Source organism: Sporosarcina sp. (genome assembly GCF_029257255.1).
Lineage (GTDB): Bacteria > Bacillota > Bacilli > Bacillales_A > Planococcaceae > Sporosarcina.
In genome coordinates, this window is record NZ_JARICI010000083.1 from 1 (window position 1) to 16,148 (window position 16,148).

Annotated in this window: 12 protein-coding genes; 3 read left to right on the forward strand and 9 right to left on the reverse strand. The window is 35.6% G+C overall.

The genetic code is table 11. The features are described from left to right. Positions 1 to 82: 82 nt before the first annotated feature. The 3 genes from Q1J64_RS15520 to Q1J64_RS15530 form a co-directional block, all read right to left on the reverse strand. Positions 83 to 451, reverse strand: coding sequence for an EamA family transporter (locus Q1J64_RS15520; protein WP_301110021.1), 369 nt, complete (start codon positions 449 to 451; stop codon positions 83 to 85). A 327-nt stretch (positions 452 to 778) separates the two neighbouring features. Beyond that, on the reverse strand, positions 779 to 1,912 hold the full coding sequence (locus Q1J64_RS15525) for an FAD-dependent oxidoreductase (protein ID WP_301110022.1): 1,134 nt from the start codon (positions 1,910 to 1,912) through the stop codon (positions 779 to 781). A 138-nt stretch (positions 1,913 to 2,050) separates the two neighbouring features. Beyond that, positions 2,051 to 2,890: an alpha/beta fold hydrolase gene (locus tag Q1J64_RS15530; protein ID WP_301110023.1), complete on the reverse strand. Its 840-nt coding sequence runs from the start codon at positions 2,888 to 2,890 to the stop codon at positions 2,051 to 2,053. 331 nt (positions 2,891 to 3,221) lie between these two features. Here Q1J64_RS15530 and Q1J64_RS15535 point away from each other — a divergent pair, with 331 nt between their 5' ends. Both Q1J64_RS15535 and Q1J64_RS15540 read left to right on the forward strand, forming a co-directional pair. Continuing rightward, positions 3,222 to 3,854 carry a Crp/Fnr family transcriptional regulator gene (locus Q1J64_RS15535; RefSeq protein ID WP_301110024.1) on the forward strand — a complete coding sequence of 211 codons (633 nt, stop codon included), beginning with the start codon at positions 3,222 to 3,224 and terminating at the stop codon, positions 3,852 to 3,854. 2 nt (positions 3,855 to 3,856) lie between these two features. Next, a complete protein-coding gene (locus Q1J64_RS15540) occupies positions 3,857 to 4,555 on the forward strand; it encodes a Crp/Fnr family transcriptional regulator (RefSeq protein ID WP_301110025.1) in 699 nt (232 codons plus the stop codon). 22 nt (positions 4,556 to 4,577) lie between these two features. On the opposite strand, the gene Q1J64_RS15545 is transcribed toward Q1J64_RS15540, so the two are convergent. The 6 genes from Q1J64_RS15545 to Q1J64_RS15570 all read right to left on the reverse strand — a co-directional run bounded on the left by Q1J64_RS15545 (position 4,578) and on the right by Q1J64_RS15570 (position 15,189). Beyond that, positions 4,578 to 5,414 carry an alpha/beta hydrolase family protein gene (locus tag Q1J64_RS15545; RefSeq protein ID WP_301110026.1) on the reverse strand — a complete coding sequence of 279 codons (837 nt, stop codon included), beginning with the start codon at positions 5,412 to 5,414 and terminating at the stop codon, positions 4,578 to 4,580. Between the two features lie 1,557 nt (positions 5,415 to 6,971). Then, the gene (locus Q1J64_RS15550; RefSeq protein ID WP_301110027.1) at positions 6,972 to 8,741 is read right to left on the reverse strand and encodes a DUF262 domain-containing protein; all 1,770 of its coding nucleotides are present in this window, start codon (positions 8,739 to 8,741) and stop codon (positions 6,972 to 6,974) included. Positions 8,742 to 9,166: 425 nt separating this feature from the next. Continuing rightward, a complete protein-coding gene (locus Q1J64_RS15555) occupies positions 9,167 to 9,292 on the reverse strand; it encodes a hypothetical protein (RefSeq protein ID WP_301110028.1) in 126 nt (41 codons plus the stop codon). A 9-nt stretch (positions 9,293 to 9,301) separates the two neighbouring features. Beyond that, entirely contained in the window at positions 9,302 to 10,318 is a 1,017-nt protein-coding gene (locus Q1J64_RS15560; RefSeq protein WP_301110030.1) for an Rpn family recombination-promoting nuclease/putative transposase, read from the reverse strand. A 433-nt stretch (positions 10,319 to 10,751) separates the two neighbouring features. Beyond that, positions 10,752 to 11,510: a hypothetical protein gene (locus tag Q1J64_RS15565; protein WP_301110031.1), complete on the reverse strand. Its 759-nt coding sequence runs from the start codon at positions 11,508 to 11,510 to the stop codon at positions 10,752 to 10,754. Positions 11,511 to 12,987: 1,477 nt separating this feature from the next. Further along, positions 12,988 to 15,189: a phage/plasmid primase, P4 family gene (locus Q1J64_RS15570; RefSeq protein WP_301110032.1), complete on the reverse strand. Its 2,202-nt coding sequence runs from the start codon at positions 15,187 to 15,189 to the stop codon at positions 12,988 to 12,990. Positions 15,190 to 15,491: 302 nt separating this feature from the next. Between Q1J64_RS15570 and Q1J64_RS15575 the strand changes: the two genes are divergently transcribed. Continuing rightward, positions 15,492 to 16,148, forward strand: a 657-nt coding sequence (locus Q1J64_RS15575; protein ID WP_301110033.1) for a ParM/StbA family protein, incomplete at its 3' end; no start/stop codon positions are given.

The window sequence follows — 16,148 nt, forward strand, 5'->3', positions numbered from 1 at the left end:
ATTTTTATTCCTACGAATAGCCCAGCAATTCCAATCAGCCTGTAAGATGCTGGTTACTTTCAGGATTAAACTTATGTTACTTTCAAGTCAGGGCTGGAGATAAAGCTACGGACAATTCAACAAAAGCATAGAACATGGCCAAGCTATAGGCTGAAAAAGCAAGGGATGCAAAGACCAGGTTCCGAATTTGGTTTTTCGGAATTTTCGATAAAGGTATCCGGTCTGCCTTGGCTGATTTTCCTAAACCGAATGCGAGTAAAATGATTAAGGAGATGGTTCCAAGTAATTCACGCCACATTGCAAACGCAACAGGGCTCAGTCCTGCCTGGACAGCAAGGTTTGTCAAAGTTCCCAGTGTACCAAAAAGAGTAGCGGCAATCAGCATAATGATAATCCCTAAGAGCAGCGTTTTTCTATCTCCAGTGTTCTGGTTATCCAGATTATTATTCATACAAAACTCCCCCTCTTTCAAATAATATTAATAAAATAACTGCCACTATCGGAGTAAAAATTGATGAATTAACTTTCATAGCTCTTTAATCCAGCCGATTAGAGACATCTTTCCACTCTAATTTGAGACATTGATTTCCATTACATTTTCATAAGACTTTTAATACTTTATCCGATATATGAATGCGCTTACATTTTGAGCTATTAACATTACTTTCCTATAAGGGAAAAGTCGCCCCCCGACTTATTTTTTCTGAATGGACAGTCTTCTCATGAACTTTTTACTTGCCATATCACTGGCGGATAGCCCTTCTATCAATCAGCTTGTTTAAATGAAAACAGAGGCATTTAAACCGGTCACATATCTTGCTGCTGTGCTTATCATTAAATCAATATCGTTAGATCCCATTGCTTTGCTCACAATTTCAGGACGTATTTCTAATAACTCTTTTGGCCAATTGGATGCGGCTGCGCCATAGATTCTAGAAAACATTTGTGTTGTGTCCGCAGCAGGCTTCATTACCTTCTCCCAGTTATCAAGCGCACCGTCAATATCATACCGTTCCAATTGTATCGCAAGCTCCAACGCGCTTGTAATACTGACTCCGGCCCCTTGTCCGAGATTTGGTTCCATTCCGTGAGCAGCATCCCCCAGCAGGGCGACTCTTCCTTTTTTCCATGAATTTAAATAAATGTAATAAAAATTTTTATCCAGTCTGCAATCAGTGATTCTTTCTAAGACGGATTCCAAATGAGGGAAAGAGGATAACCATGCTTTTTTGTTAAACGGCTCCGATAGTGCTTCTTTGTCCGCAGTCATCCCGGTTAAGTAGACATAACGATATTTGTCGGTTGATGGTGCAATTCCAATTCGGCGATATTCATTCCAATGTTCTTCTGCAATGCCCGTTTTATCTTCGTCATTTCTTGGAATCAAAGCACGCCATGCCCCATTGCCCACGACTTCTTTCCTTCCAATATTCAGTGAACTTCGAATATTAGAATGAACTCCATCAGCTCCAATAATCAAATCTGCCTTATATTCTCTTCCATCTCGTAATTGAATAATCCCTGAAGGATCGGCGGATACTGTCTCGGCGTTTGTTTCGACCTTTACTCCTGCACACTTGCAAGCATTTACTAAAGCTTTATAGACATCCTGGCGCGGAATAACACAAAATCGGTTTTTATTCGTGAATTGAGTAGAATGCATCCGTCCATACGGATTATCAATCATATCAAGGTTCGTAATAAATTCTATATTTTTTGATGCCTCATCAAAAACACCAATGGACTCCAAAACTTTTAAACCGTTTTCCCATGTGTACAGTCCTGCTCCAACTTCTCTCAATTGCGAAGATCTTTCAAAAACTTGAACATCCCAATCACGTTGAGCAAGCGCTGTTGCAAGTGTTAAACCCGATAATCCGGCTCCCGCTATTATCACTTTTTTCTTAGTCACGATAACGACCTCCTGTCATGCATAATTTCGATGTCTATCATGATAATAAACTATTATTCTATCATCATTTTTAATTACTAGATATTATGTGCTTCTACATAATACCTTTTCCGTCAGAGTGATGTATTACTAACTTTCTTATTTTTTTACTAATGAGTGTGCAGAAACAAATTCATTAATTAGATTAACGACTGCATCTGGAGACTCCAATGTAGGGAAGTGAGTATCGCCTTTGATGACTTTATGGTTAAACCACGGATTTTCGTCTGCGAATTTTTGCTGGATATCCTCATAAGCTTCTACCGCAGCTTGAGAATAAATATGCACAATTGGGCGCTTTTCTTCCAAAGCTTTCATTCGCATTAACGGGGAGCCCCAATAATTATATGCCTCTTCAATACGTCGACAAGAGCGCTCCCACATGTCAAATCCCCAGCTCGCCATTTCAATATCCAAATGATCTTTAACATCTCGGTTGCTGCTAATACCAATCCAATGGTTGAAAAGATCACGGCGTGCTTGAAACCATGTTTTGGGATTTTGGATATCATGCAAACTCTTCACGAATTCCCCCGCCGCTTCTACCATGATCCAGTCAATAACTATGGTTTTCGGTATCCGCGCTACTCCAAGTCGTTCTGTAATTTCCATGTTCGCCCATCCGCCGTGAGAAGTAGATATTGGGATCACTTGTTCAATATTTAGTGCATCAAGCACTCCGATAATATCGTCTGCTTGATCAGATGGACCGAAATCTTCTGGAAAGTCTAATGGGTTCGTGTGTCCACGATAATTCATGCGAAGAACTTTGTGCTGTGTGCTTAAAGGCTTGACAATATGCTTAAATAATCGATGATCTTGTGCCCACCCCGACAATAATAAAATTACCGGCCCATTTGCATCACCGTGTATATCAAATGTAATCTCTTGACCGTTCATTTCAATCGATTTCAATACATTTTTTTCTTGAAAATTCATGTCGCCATCCCCTTTGATATTTTTCCGTTGTCACGCAAATTAATGCATTGCCAAACTAATCTAAAAAGTAATTCATATTAATACTCCTCTATTTATTTTAATGGTAGAATCACCATCCTCTACATATTGAAGGAATTATTGACTTCACCCTTACCATATATTAATCTTAATATATAATGAGTGGAGACGATGTAACCTACTTAACTCTTATAAATTAATATTTCCGAAAATTTATAAGTGATTGAATATTGCACCTTCCGGATTTGTTAGGACTTCTGAGTTTCGTCATACTAAAATCTTTCCCATATCCAATATTAAGGAGCTAAAAACTATGACTCTACTTAATGATTTTAACATTAACTGGGGAGAGTATGAAATGTACGGCAGACGACAGTTTTTGGAAAATAAATCAATCATTTATAAGCAAGGAGAAGTTGGTAATGGTTTTTACTATCTTAAAAAAGGTTTAGTTAAAGTTGTGACTAAAACTGCCGGCCGTAAAGACTTACTACTCAAAATAGTTTTACCCAACCAGTTAGTAGGAATACAAGCTATGGATCAACTTGTCCATTACACGACGGCTCAGACAATCGAGAAATCGGTTCTCTACTTTTTCCACTACGATACAATTGAAAAACTAATGCTTGAGAAACCTGAAATGAATCACCTCTTTCTTCAATCGGTCATTAACGAGATGAATTCGCTTGCTGTGAAAATTAGTGCAGAAGGGTTACCAGCGGAACAAAAATTAGCAATCCTACTTTTAAATATTTATGATGAATTTAGCCAGTATAATATCCCTTTACTCCAAAAAGATATAGTCAGCAGCACGGGACTTACACGAATCACCATTTACAAAATCTTTAAAGAGTGGACAGAAAAGGGTTACATTGAGCCCACTGGAAAATCTCTTTCCATTAAAAATCCTTCAATACTAAAAAAATATGCAAAAGGACTTTATTAGTAATGGAGAGAAAAGACTTAGTTCAACTACGTTATTCTTGGCAGCCGTACCTCGGGTTTGGTCAGCAGTTGGACCTTGATAAAGACGCCTTTGTCTATCAACAACAAGAAGAAGGGAAAGGGTTCTATTATTTGTATAAAGGGATAGTTATGAATTCAATCATTTCCACCGATGGAACTGAACAGGCAATAAACTATATCACGGAGGGTATGCTATTCGGTGAACCAGGCATATATCATGAACCCTATATCACCAACGCACGTGCAGTGCGCTCTTCTGTGGTATATTATTTTTCCGACTTTGCCTATAATGAAATATGCGATGCTTTTCCAGATGCTAGACTCGTTTTTACAAAAGCTCTTCTGTTCAAACTCCGCACCATGGCAGAAATTGTTACTTTCATGAATGGGAACATTGAACAAAAAATAGCTCATTACACTATAAAGTTAGATCACGAAATTGGAGAGGCAATACCATTTACACAGACCAACTTTGCCGAATTCCTGGGTATTTCTCGAAAAAGTGTCAGTCAGGTCATCAATAAGTGGAGAAGAGAAGGGATTATTAATGTAGATGGTGATGTACTGGAAGTCAAAGATAGACAGCGACTAAAAGAAATACGAACATTAACTACAAATTTTGATTACAATATAGATTACCTTTTATCCTTACATCAGGTATTCGTAAAAAAAAGGTTATGAGATAAAAAATCTCATGACCTTTTTAATTTTTTCTTCCTAATAATCTATTAGCCGATTCTAATAATATCAACCATGACTCTGTCTCTGGTAGAATAAGCTCGAAATGCTCTGCCATCGGAATAGTTTTTAGAATAATTGAATCCCCTTCTTTAAGGGCTTCCTTCTCAAAGTGTTCACTTAAACCTATAGGGACATTGACATCTAGGCTTCCATGAATGAGGACGAGTGGAATTCCAATCGGCAAAAGTTCATATGGTGATCCTTCCTTGTAGCGTTCTGCCTGTTCATTGGGCTTCCCACCTAATAAGTCACGAGTCGGATTATCGACAATCCCGAACAACGTCTCTTTCCATTGATGAATGTCATGCATCGTCTCCAAGTCGTTCGCCCCTGCGAGGCTGATGACTCCTTTTAATGGCAAAGGATGTTCAGATGTATGCAACATACTATTTGAGGGAAGTTTATGTCGAGTTCCTAGCCATAGGGCAAGATGGCCTCCTGCCGAATGACCGATGGTAATCACCCGACTTACGTCAAGCGGGTACGATTTCGCAAGAACCCGAATATAATCGACAGCTGCCGCGTTATCCAAAAATGTACCGGGCCATCCTCCTCCTTCCTGGCCAACCCGTCGGTATTCTATATTCCATGTCGCGATGCCCTTTGCGGTGAATGCTTCTGCCATTTCATTCATTTGCTCTAGATCAAACCGCGCTCTCCAGAAACCACCGTGAATAATCATTGCCAATGGAAACGGCCCTGTCCCATCTGGAATTCGTAAATCGCCAAACTGACTTTCATTTGCTCCGTAAGCAATCCGTATTACGTTATTTTTTTCTTTTGTATTGATAACTAGCACTCCCTAACATAGATGAAATTGTTAGTTCCTTCTTTGTCTCTAAATTGTGTGGAGGAAGCAATTAACTCCCGACCGATTACACCGCCGTAAATACACTGTTCGGTAAACAGCGGTGGATTTAAAATGGATTTAAGCCCTTAGGAGCTCTCCAATATGAGTTTCCGAGTGTTCTGTGTAATATCGAGAATTTTAGGTGTTTACAGGTAGGTTTTACATGAGTTGCTTCATTTATATGCCACGCTTTTAAAAACCAAACCCAATGGATTTCATCACCTTTGAACCCGGTTTCTTTCTACCATTTCCTTCACACATACATTCGAAGTCCTCTCTTAATCCACGAACCGAATTTAGTGTTCACTTTTAGCTTAATTTTCCTTTCATTAGATGATTGAACTTCCCCGCGCCGTAAATAAATTTTAATATATAGTGTGAAAAAGTGTTGTAACCCAATTAACTTTTACAATCATTTCACACAAAAGGGTCTGGATGACAGGTTCACACACAAATTAGACACGATTCAAAAATGTATTTGCATCTGATATCTGAAACTAATACAGATTTTAATATGATTATCCTTCTATAAACTAAGAAGTAGAAATACCAGAACATACTCAAACCCTTGTTTTAACAAAACTTGAAATTCAAGATTAACTATTCTTCGCGGTGCAACCCGATAATTATTCTTTAATGTTCTTAAGTTCTTTAAGTAATGGTTTGGCCAAATTGGACAGCTGCAATTGGTCATAATGGCACAGGTACCGATTATGAAGAAGCTGCTAACAAATCCTTCTTTCCTCTATTTTTCGGCTTCAAGAACATTTCTTCTTTCCTCAGGTGCTCTTGCAGGCAAGCAAGAGCAAGAACCCACTTCTTTTCTGTTATATAGAGTGACTTAGCAAAAAGGATACAGGAGGGATCAAAGGTTTCCGGGGATATACTGTGTATCCTCTTCTGGCCCACTGTCAATATAGCAGGAAAGGGAGTGACAGCGCGGAAGATTAAAAGTAGTTCAGAGTATGTATACGTGTAAGTTTTTTATCCCGCACTATTTACACATCATTTCAATTTAATTGTTATAAAAAAAAGGATACGGTACAAGAGTTTCCTCATATACAATACCCCTCACTTACTATTTCACCTGTAATCATGGAGACGGTGGGAATTTAAACTGATTGCTTATAAATCTAGTCATATCAACGTTTGTAAGCACATCTAATTATTATTAGCCAGATTATAGCCAGACGTGTAAACACCGTATTATAAATTACCATACAGGGGAGCTAGCTTGTTCTTATTGCTAAAAGCACATACTTAACAAAATTCGTGAATCCTATAAACATCCTGGATTACTATGCTGATTCGAATGAAAGGTTAGTTAGGTAACATTCATGTACTTAATAGAAGAGAATCATCAATTACCCTTAATGAGACCTTTGATTTTATAAAGCATAAATTATATAAACATAATCTTCTTTTTAATCAACGCTAATCTCATTAGAAATCAGATAATAAAATATATACAGTTAATAGGATAGTCAATTTAATTTGCAGTACACATTAAATTAGACCTTTTCTTTTAAGTTCTCCAATCATCTTTAATTCTTCAGCCGTTGGAACTGAAGAGGTTTCATCCTGAACAGATATATTAGGTTGATTTAATCCCCAATCATTTAGTACGATTAATAGCTCATCAGAAATCCTAATATCTCTTTCTCGAATTTCATTTAACCCCCAATTATTATGATTTTTAGAAAGATTAAGCACTAGTTGGACTTTTGATTTATCATAGCTTTGTTGCTTCTTTTTAAAATATCCATTTCCTGCAATAATGTTTAGTTTTTTCTCAAATGGAACCTTATTTCCAATATGTTCTACTAATTCTTGTACTTCGCTTTCTGAGTTATTAGGAAAATAATTTGTTTGCCATTTTTGAGGCAAGATATGCTCTATTTCCCACTTTTCAGGAAGTATATCGTTCTGACTTTGGTAAGCAAGAATCTTTAATATCATTCGAACCGTATTACGATGAGCGTGCTTGATTTTATCCTTTAATTCTTGTTCACTTACTTTAGAAAAATCAAATGCTGGAACTGGAGATTTGATTATTTCAGAGTTTAAATTCAAAATTCCTCTCTTGACAGCGTTAATAGTCGGGGTAACTATATATCTCGCTGCCAAAACTGCAAATAGTTTCTTTAGGAATTTCAAAAATAGTTCTTCGAAACCTTCCGAATCATTGTATTTAAGATAATATATAACAACTGGGTACTTCCAAAATTCATTAGGATATGAAGTTAATATATCTAGTACTTGTTTAATCTCAATATTTTTCGACCATTCTTCATCTTCAATTTCTACACGATTATTTACTACAAGCCATAGGTTAAGCACAGTACTCAAATTTCCCATTACATCGCTCTTGTATAGCTGTTCAAAATTATTTCTTGAATAGTATTTTCTTATCCCTGGTGTTGTGGTATTTCTATCGTTTTCTAACGCTCTCAAATAGAACATATAATAATAAAACAGTTTTTGAATACTTTCATTCGCATTAGTTGCTTCATCGTCAAGTTTTTGCCATTGCTCAATGAAAGTTACTTTCTCGTCAGCATCCAACTTATTGTAGATTTTTGCTTTAAAAATATCTGCATCTGATAACGCTAATCCTCTATCGTTCAAAGTAGAGAAAATTGTTAATGCAGTATCTTGTGAATCTGCCGAAATAGGTAATAAAATCGCTTTATTTAGTACATTTCGAATGAAGTAGAAAAACAACTGTGGCTCATTTGTAGCATACCTCTCTATTAGCTCTGTAAATAATCTGTAGTTTAACGAATAGTTATCTTTAGCCAAAACCCCAATATCGCCTGTAATAAGTATTTCTGAAAAAACTTTGTTTCCCCCGTCTCTCATTACTCTGGATTCAATAAGTGTTTTTTCGAAATCAACCTCAGCAGTTAATTCATCTTGTTCCCACAATGCAGATTCAATTTGTCCCTTGAAGTTTTTAACTTCTTTTGTTTCTGTCATTGAATTTAGTTTTGAATAAAGTGCACGTAGTAATAAAAATAAAGAGGTAATTCGCTGTTGACCATCTATAATTTCTTGTTCGCCATTATCATTTTCATAAGAAACAATTGTTCCAAGAAAATAAGTACTTTCGTTATTATTTTCTGTATACTCTACTAGGTCCTCAAAGAGCGTTTGAATTTGTTCATCTGACCACGCATATGGACGTTGATACTCAGGGATAATGAACTTATTAACTTTTCCTGTTTCTAATAATTGTTTAACACTTTGTTTGTTCACTTCGATTGTCGTTGCCACTAAGCATTCCCCTCTCTAGTTCACTACAATAAGACTAAATAAAAATTTATGGAATTCTCTATTACTTACACATACAAATCACAGAATTTAGACCCATACTTAAAACTAATCAACTCACTCCTAATGCCTTATAAACCGCATCTATCGGATCTAAATAGAAGATTGGTTGAACTTTTACAATTAAATCTGATGGTACTGTTAGATTTGCTCAACTTCTATTAAAGATTCTCTCAGCCTTGTATGAATATCGGTTTGGGCAACTTTACTAATCGTCCTCTCCTTGTCATCCACACATACCACACCCTTTCAGATTATGTATACGTCTAGGTATGTTTTATCTGCCATTATTTAAATATCATATCAATGTAATTGTTATAAAAAAAGAGATACCGCACAAGAGTTTCCTCCTATCCTATATCCCTTACTCACTTTACATGTAATTTCATAATGGAGACGATGGAAGTCGAACCCATGTCCCAAGGCTCCACTGCTTCAATGTCTGTTTTACGAGCAGTAGATTGACCACTCATTTTCAACAAAGAAACATTCATCCAAAATCCTCACTGAATATATTTCCAAACATCTTCCACAGCTTCATAACGGAAAATATTAGACAACAACAGACCTAATCCAATCGAGTCCGCCTGCATAATTGCTACTTTAATATCCAGCGGTAACTTGCCAAATCTCTCCGTTAATTGTTTGACGGCAACTTCCGCCAGCGCTTCCTCTTTACCGATTTGTTTACCCTTTTCGATACCCTCTTCAATCCCCTTTTGCAGTCCTTCTTCTCTCCACTGATCTGCCAACGTCATAGCTAACTCACTTCCTTCTGGAAAAATATTTTCTACTTCCCGTATAATCATATGAATGTCCCTTTTAGTCAATGCTCTGCCTGCACTGAGAACATAGCGCATGATGGTTTTAAAATAGCCGATGCCACTTTCCCTATTATCCAATTCCTCTAAAAAGTATACAGCACGTAAGATTGACTGCCGCAGTTTCGTTGATTCACCAGAATGAATATCGCGAAGAAGTGTGAGTAAAATACGGGTATGTGCTATCCCCTTAATATCTTCGTCTTTATATGATGAAATATCATAAATTAAGTATTCGAAACTCGGCACTAACTTTTTTTCTTCTACCGGCAACTCTTCGTATCCGTTCAACATACTTCCCAAATTCGTAGGTTTGTTCCATTCCGTCTTACCATGATAAATCACAATAGGAATGACTACAGGAAGTTCTTTGGCATGTTCCTTATTTCTTTTAAGATCCCAAATCTCCATCATATATTTCAATAACTGAAAGGCGATTCCACTGTCAATATAACTTTTATGTTCAAAGAGAAAGTAAAGATATCCTTCTCTGCCGCCAATGTCAGCACTGAAAAGCAAATCTGAGAAGTTTTCTTCAAGACTTGTGTTGATAAAACTGTCTTTTTCCGGTTGCAGTGTGGCAAGTTCAATAACCTGCATCACCGACGCCGGTAAATAGTTTGCAAGAAAGTCTTTGGCAACTTCGGTATTACCCATGCTTTCTTTAAAAAACTTATCGTGTGGGTTTTGAATCTTCACAAGCGTCCTCCTCCCCTGAAATTCTTAAACTAAAAAGGATACCTGATCAGCCAGTTATACAGCTAAATCAAATATCCTTTAAGAAAAACACCTGTAATCTCATATGGAGACGGTGGGAGTCGAACCCACGTCCTATAAATCGTTGTAAAACCTTTGTTTATAAGGATATCCATGCCATTTCTAAATATTTGACCATGGTTTTGACTATGGAATGATTTAAATACTTGCGGAGACAAGGCTATTACTATGCACTACAATAAAGTACTTCTACTTGTTATACTCTGTGTTTTACGTACTATGTTATTTAGATTATTGTAAGCTTTAAAATATATTGCTACTATGCTTCACAAGTGTGCCAAGATTACGTATAGTGTGTGAATTAGAATCAGTAAATGTTGAACATTGGATAACCATCGTTATTGTCCCAATAATTCTACAAATACTTCTTTCGCTCTTCACTATACCGATTTTCAGCTTCATCGATAATTTTCCTCTGTGCAGAAAATGTTACTGTATATACGGCAATCATTAATGAAAACAAACTAACCCCATTAAATAATGTTATTGAATCTTCATTCTTAACCCAGGTAGAGAACCTTCTAATTTTTATTAATTGATCTTCGTTTTGATATTTTATGAATAGAAGCATACCAAAAAATATAAATACCAGGTAAATGATAAAATTTATCAAACTAATACTGAAATATAATTTTTGCCTGTCCAGATCTATGTATCTTGATAGCTTCTTTAGACTTAATCCATTTTCTTGCCTAACATTAACTTTCAACTCGTGAGGAAACATCTTCTTTAAACCATAGATGAAAATTAAATTAATTAAAAAATAGAATATAATACCGCTTACTAATAAATAAGCAAATAAAGATATAACAAAACCATAGGTCAATACAGTCGGGTTAGGAGTAAACACCAGAAGTATTATTGATAAACATGAAAATAAGAGTAAATATAGTGAGATACCATAATATCTTGGAAAGGTTCTATTCCCTCTTCCTTGTAAGTATAACTTCACTAAAAACAAATTCATCCCCAACAACATTATAAACGCAGAAGTCATAATTATGTTATTGCCTGACGCTATAGCTATGGGAACAGCTAAAAAACTAATAATATATATATTAAACTCAATAAATTTCAATTTGCCTAACTCTGTGTGTCTATATATTTTCTTCAAGAACTCCTCCTCCTCAACTATATTACGAACGAAAAGCTTAATTGATTCATTTTAAGTAAAATAATATAATGATTATTACTTTGTTTCGCATTGGTAATTATATTTTCCGAGAAAATCCGTAAAGTATTTCATATCTTTACTTCGCAAGTAATGTATTTTACATGTATTCCAAAGTCAAGACTTTAGATTAGGGAAAAATTACAATAGCAACAACTCAATCAACAAAGTTGCTTAACATGATTGCTTTAGCTTGAAAAGATTTCTTGATGATTAATTTCTGACAAAAAGTCTCTCACAAACTATACAGGCCATCTTTTTAAAGAGACATTCCATAATAATCGTACCATTTTCTCCGTTCTGAAGAGACATTCCACAATAATCGTACCGTTTTCTCCGTTCTGAGGTGACATTCCACGTTATTCGTACTGTTTTCTCCATTCTGAAGCGACGTTTCAGGATATTTGTATGGATTTCTCCGTTCTAAAGCGACATTACACGATAATCGTACCGTTTTCTCCGTTCTGAAGCGACATTACACGATAATCGTACCGTTTATGATCTTCCAGCTGGTGTGAGCGGTTTTATAATGGATTGTTCACAAATCTGTATATGATGGCTTGGCCTGCCAAGCCTAACCTACCCGTAACTCAGTGTAAATGTTGTGAGTTAATGAATTGGCGGCCCTCACAGGTTATTGTGTATCCTGTATTCATGTCCTTCTTGAAAGGAGGGACAATTATGTAATCGAGTTATTGTCAACTACATGTCAATTTCTGATACAATTCTTATCATTCGGTGGTTAAAAGCATTGCAAGGGGAGCATATTTCATTGTCTGTTATCATTCTGAAGAGGCATTACACAATCATCGTGTCGCTTTCTTCGTTCTTAAATTACTTTTCATTCGTATAAAACAATTATTTTCAAATACAACCTAATAATTAATAGCACAAAAAAACATCTACTCCAACTATCAAAGGAACCAATGTATCTCAATAAGTTCTTTTCAATTTGTAGCAATGCTTGTTTATTCATATCACCGCACAAAGCGATACAATTATCTATTTAGGTACAGCACCGAAGTCTTCTCTTCTAACATTTTTAATAATACATTCCATGGATTACTGTCTATCATGGTTGCTTTTATTTTGAAAGCTCATATTGCATAGTAGTTCAACGAAAGGCAATCTTGCAATTTAATAAAACGTTTCACCAACCACAACCATTGCAGGCTATAACAAGAGACACACTAATAAGTTTACCTTACCACGTATTGATTTTTGCCATCAACTTGTCCTTCTTTCTTTTAAAACCATAACAACTACAGGGAGGGGGTATAGGGGGTGCCGGTGAATCAATGCTTTTCTAAAGAGATAGTATGGTTTAATACCATTTCCTATTTCAAAAATAGTTATTAGTTAGAAAAACCCCTTCTATTACCGACACCTTCCTTTTAGTTACTTGTTATTCATAAGCCTTTCATGAAGTCTTCTTGATACTAATTCCTTTGAATAGGACACGCTTATTTGGATCCTCAGATTTTTGTATGCGTTGTCCGTATTCCATTAACAAAGACTTGTTGAACTTCATTTGTGATATCGACTGCATGTTATTTTCGAGACATTTCTTTTTATAGTGATTATAGAGGTCTTGACTGCGTTCTTGTCCAGTTACATTTAATTCACATTGTTCGGTCACGAACCAAATGACATTATTACTTTGCTTTTTGTATTCAAATAGAAGCTCTTCAGTTGTATCACTCTTAGTAAATTGATAGTTATTGCTTCTTAATCTCTCAAGCCCTCTAAGCCCCCATTGAATAATGCCGTCAACTTCTTTTTGTAGCTTGAGTTGTAATGAAGTGTCGATGTTCGCTTCAGCCACTTGTTTTACAAAAGGAAGTATTATAAGCCTTCTATAAAAACCATCAGTTCTATCGACATTATTCGTTGGAAGATTATTTGTAGAAAAGAGCAACCTGGCTTTGTTGTTAAAAGAAAATGGTGTTCTGAATTTTTCTTCAGCGACTATAGTATCTCCACTTACTAATGTTTTAAAAATACCGGTATCTTGCAAAGCTTTACTTGGTAAATCCGCATAGATATTCGCAAGTTTACCAAAGAGCAGACTTGGCTTGAATTGTTGTGATAAGTCTTGGAGTGCGACGTTGCTAATGTTCACTTTACCTAATACAAATTCTATCAACTTCAAAAAAGTTGACTTGCCTGTTCTACCTGGTCCGTATAGAATAAAGGCTTTTTCCGCCAAAGTTTCTGGAACCAATAAGTAACCGAGTATCTCTTGAGCTATCAATTGATCTTTCTCAGAAAGTGTTGATTCAATAAACTTACTAAATACCGGAGAGGTAGAACCTTCATTATAGTTGGCATTAACTTGCATGGACGTGAATATGTCAGGCGTATGTTTTTCCAGCAATCCTGTTTGTAGGTTAAACAAGCCATTCTTAAAGTTAATCTTATCCCTTAACTCCGGAGATTCAAAAAGGTCTCCATCATGCCATACTCTATTCTTTAATTGTTCCAACGTATCACGAACATGCGATGATTTACTGTGTTCATCTATTAACTTACTTTGAATTTTTTTCTTGATTTGCTGTTCATCTATTTGCATATATACGCCAGAACGGTATTCAAAGAAGTGCTCATTTGAATATAAAAGTGTTTCTTCCGATTGTATATGCTTAGCTAAAATTCCAGGCATGAACGTAAGAGAATTTTGGCCTTTCATATACCATTTGGGAAACTCAGGCTTTAAAGAACGCTTTCTTGATTTCATTGTTTCCTTATGTGTTCTTTTTTCAAAAACATCACCTGTATCTTCGACTGCTTTTTGTATTAATATATTTCCATATGTGCTTCCATCAGCATATCTAATACTATCCCATTTACTTCTATAAAGGCCCGATTTTCTAAATAGCAAATCCATTTCTTCTGTATCTTTCGCTGTATAGAATGCCAGAGCATTACATAAAGCTAAATCTGCTTCGCTTTGTGATGGATAGTATCCCTCCCATTCACCATCATATAAGCTTTCCAAGCGTTGTCCATTTTTACTTCTGAACATAACACCAAGTACACCTTCATCATCAGGCGCCTTTCTTTCTTCCAATAAAACCATGCTTTGTTCTTCAACTCCTTTTTCTAAAAATGACCTACAAATCACACTAATAACGTCAGATGACCATTCAATATTGGTATATCCTTCTATCATATTGCCGGTTACAGTAAAATACCGTTTGCTTTGATAGATTTCCAATCCATAGTTGCTGTTCTTTGACCTTGAAGTTTCTTTAGTACCTTTTGTAATCAAATGGATACCTTTACCACTCGGAGAAAACTCTGCATACGCTTTCCCTTCAAAATTACAAAGGATCTCCTCAGCAATTTGGTTAAACTCTCCATTCTCGAAACATTCATCAATATCAATACCTACAAAATCATCATCTTCTGTGAAAACAAATCCAACACCTGAAATTACATTTTGACCTATATATTGAATAGCTTCCTCAAAGGAAAACCAGTTTTCTCTTTTGTTCGAATCAATTGGAATTCCGTTAATTGGATTAACAGGAACTTTCGTTATTTTATTTCCTCGTGGAGTTGTTTTGTAACAAACCCACTGTTTGACCATTCTCATTTCTTCTGGAATATTTGTAAACATTAGTAACCTCCTTTACTTGATAATTACATTTTAAAGACTTTACCAGAAGACAGATACCCACTTTTGGTTCGAGTATGTTCGAGCTAATATTGAACTTCGAAAACAGTAAGAGGTTAATATCTATAGCGGGCTTCGCTATAATTGCTAACTAATTTCATACTTGAGATTTCCTATAATTAGCTATTTAAGACAATTTAAGAAATGCTCATACACCATTCGACCATTTCTTCTTAATTTTTCTTATATCTCACCTACAAACTGTATAAGATATAAAGTTAAAAAAATTGAAAGGAGTGGATTTTATGAAAGAAAAAGTATTCATCGCAATCGATTCAGGAAAATACGCAACAAAAGGCTTATTAGAATACAAGGGGAATTTAAAAACAATGATGTTCCGTACTAAACTGCAGGAAGTAAATGACTTGGGGGTAGAGATTCAACCAAATTCTTTCAAAGTTGAATATGAAGGAAAACAATATTTATTAGGCGATATGGTCTCTGAGAGTCAAAGTGACTATAACTTAAGTAAAGAAACACTTATTCACAAGATATCTATTTATACAACAATTGTAGAATTAATGAAGAAAATCAACGTGTTATATCAGGATATCGATTTGCATGTGGCAATTAATATTCCTATTAATATGTATAAATCAATGTCCCTCAAAGAATCCTTCAAGGTATTTATTGAAAACTATAGTAAACCTATCTTTTTCAAGCTTAATGACAGACCATTTATATTCAATCTAAATGATGTAACTATTTGTTTCGAAGGCATGGGATTGACATATTCAAATCCAACAGAGCATTCAAAGTTTTCATCTACTGTAGTCGATATTGGTGGATTGAACACCACTTACTGTACTTTTAATGGTGTCCAACCAGACTTTAACAGCATGACGGTTTCTCATCTTGGCATGAATACCTTAAAATCAAATTTAGAACAAGAATTTGTTCAA

Bases quoted from the DNA above. Each gene is read 5' to 3' on its own strand.
- Q1J64_RS15540 (WP_301110025.1), top strand. From the start codon at position 3,857: ATGGAGAGAAAAGACTTAGTTCAACTACGTTATTCTTGGCAGCCGTAC.
- Q1J64_RS15555 (WP_301110028.1), bottom strand. From the start codon at position 9,292: ATGAATGTTTCTTTGTTGAAAATGAGTGGTCAATCTACTGCTCGTAAA.
- Q1J64_RS15530 (WP_301110023.1), bottom strand. From the start codon at position 2,890: ATGAATTTTCAAGAAAAAAATGTATTGAAATCGATTGAAATGAACGGT.
- Q1J64_RS15570 (WP_301110032.1), bottom strand. From the start codon at position 15,189: ATGTTTACAAATATTCCAGAAGAAATGAGAATGGTCAAACAGTGGGTT.
- Q1J64_RS15520 (WP_301110021.1), bottom strand. From the start codon at position 451: ATGAATAATAATCTGGATAACCAGAACACTGGAGATAGAAAAACGCTG.
- Q1J64_RS15535 (WP_301110024.1), top strand. From the start codon at position 3,222: ATGACTCTACTTAATGATTTTAACATTAACTGGGGAGAGTATGAAATG.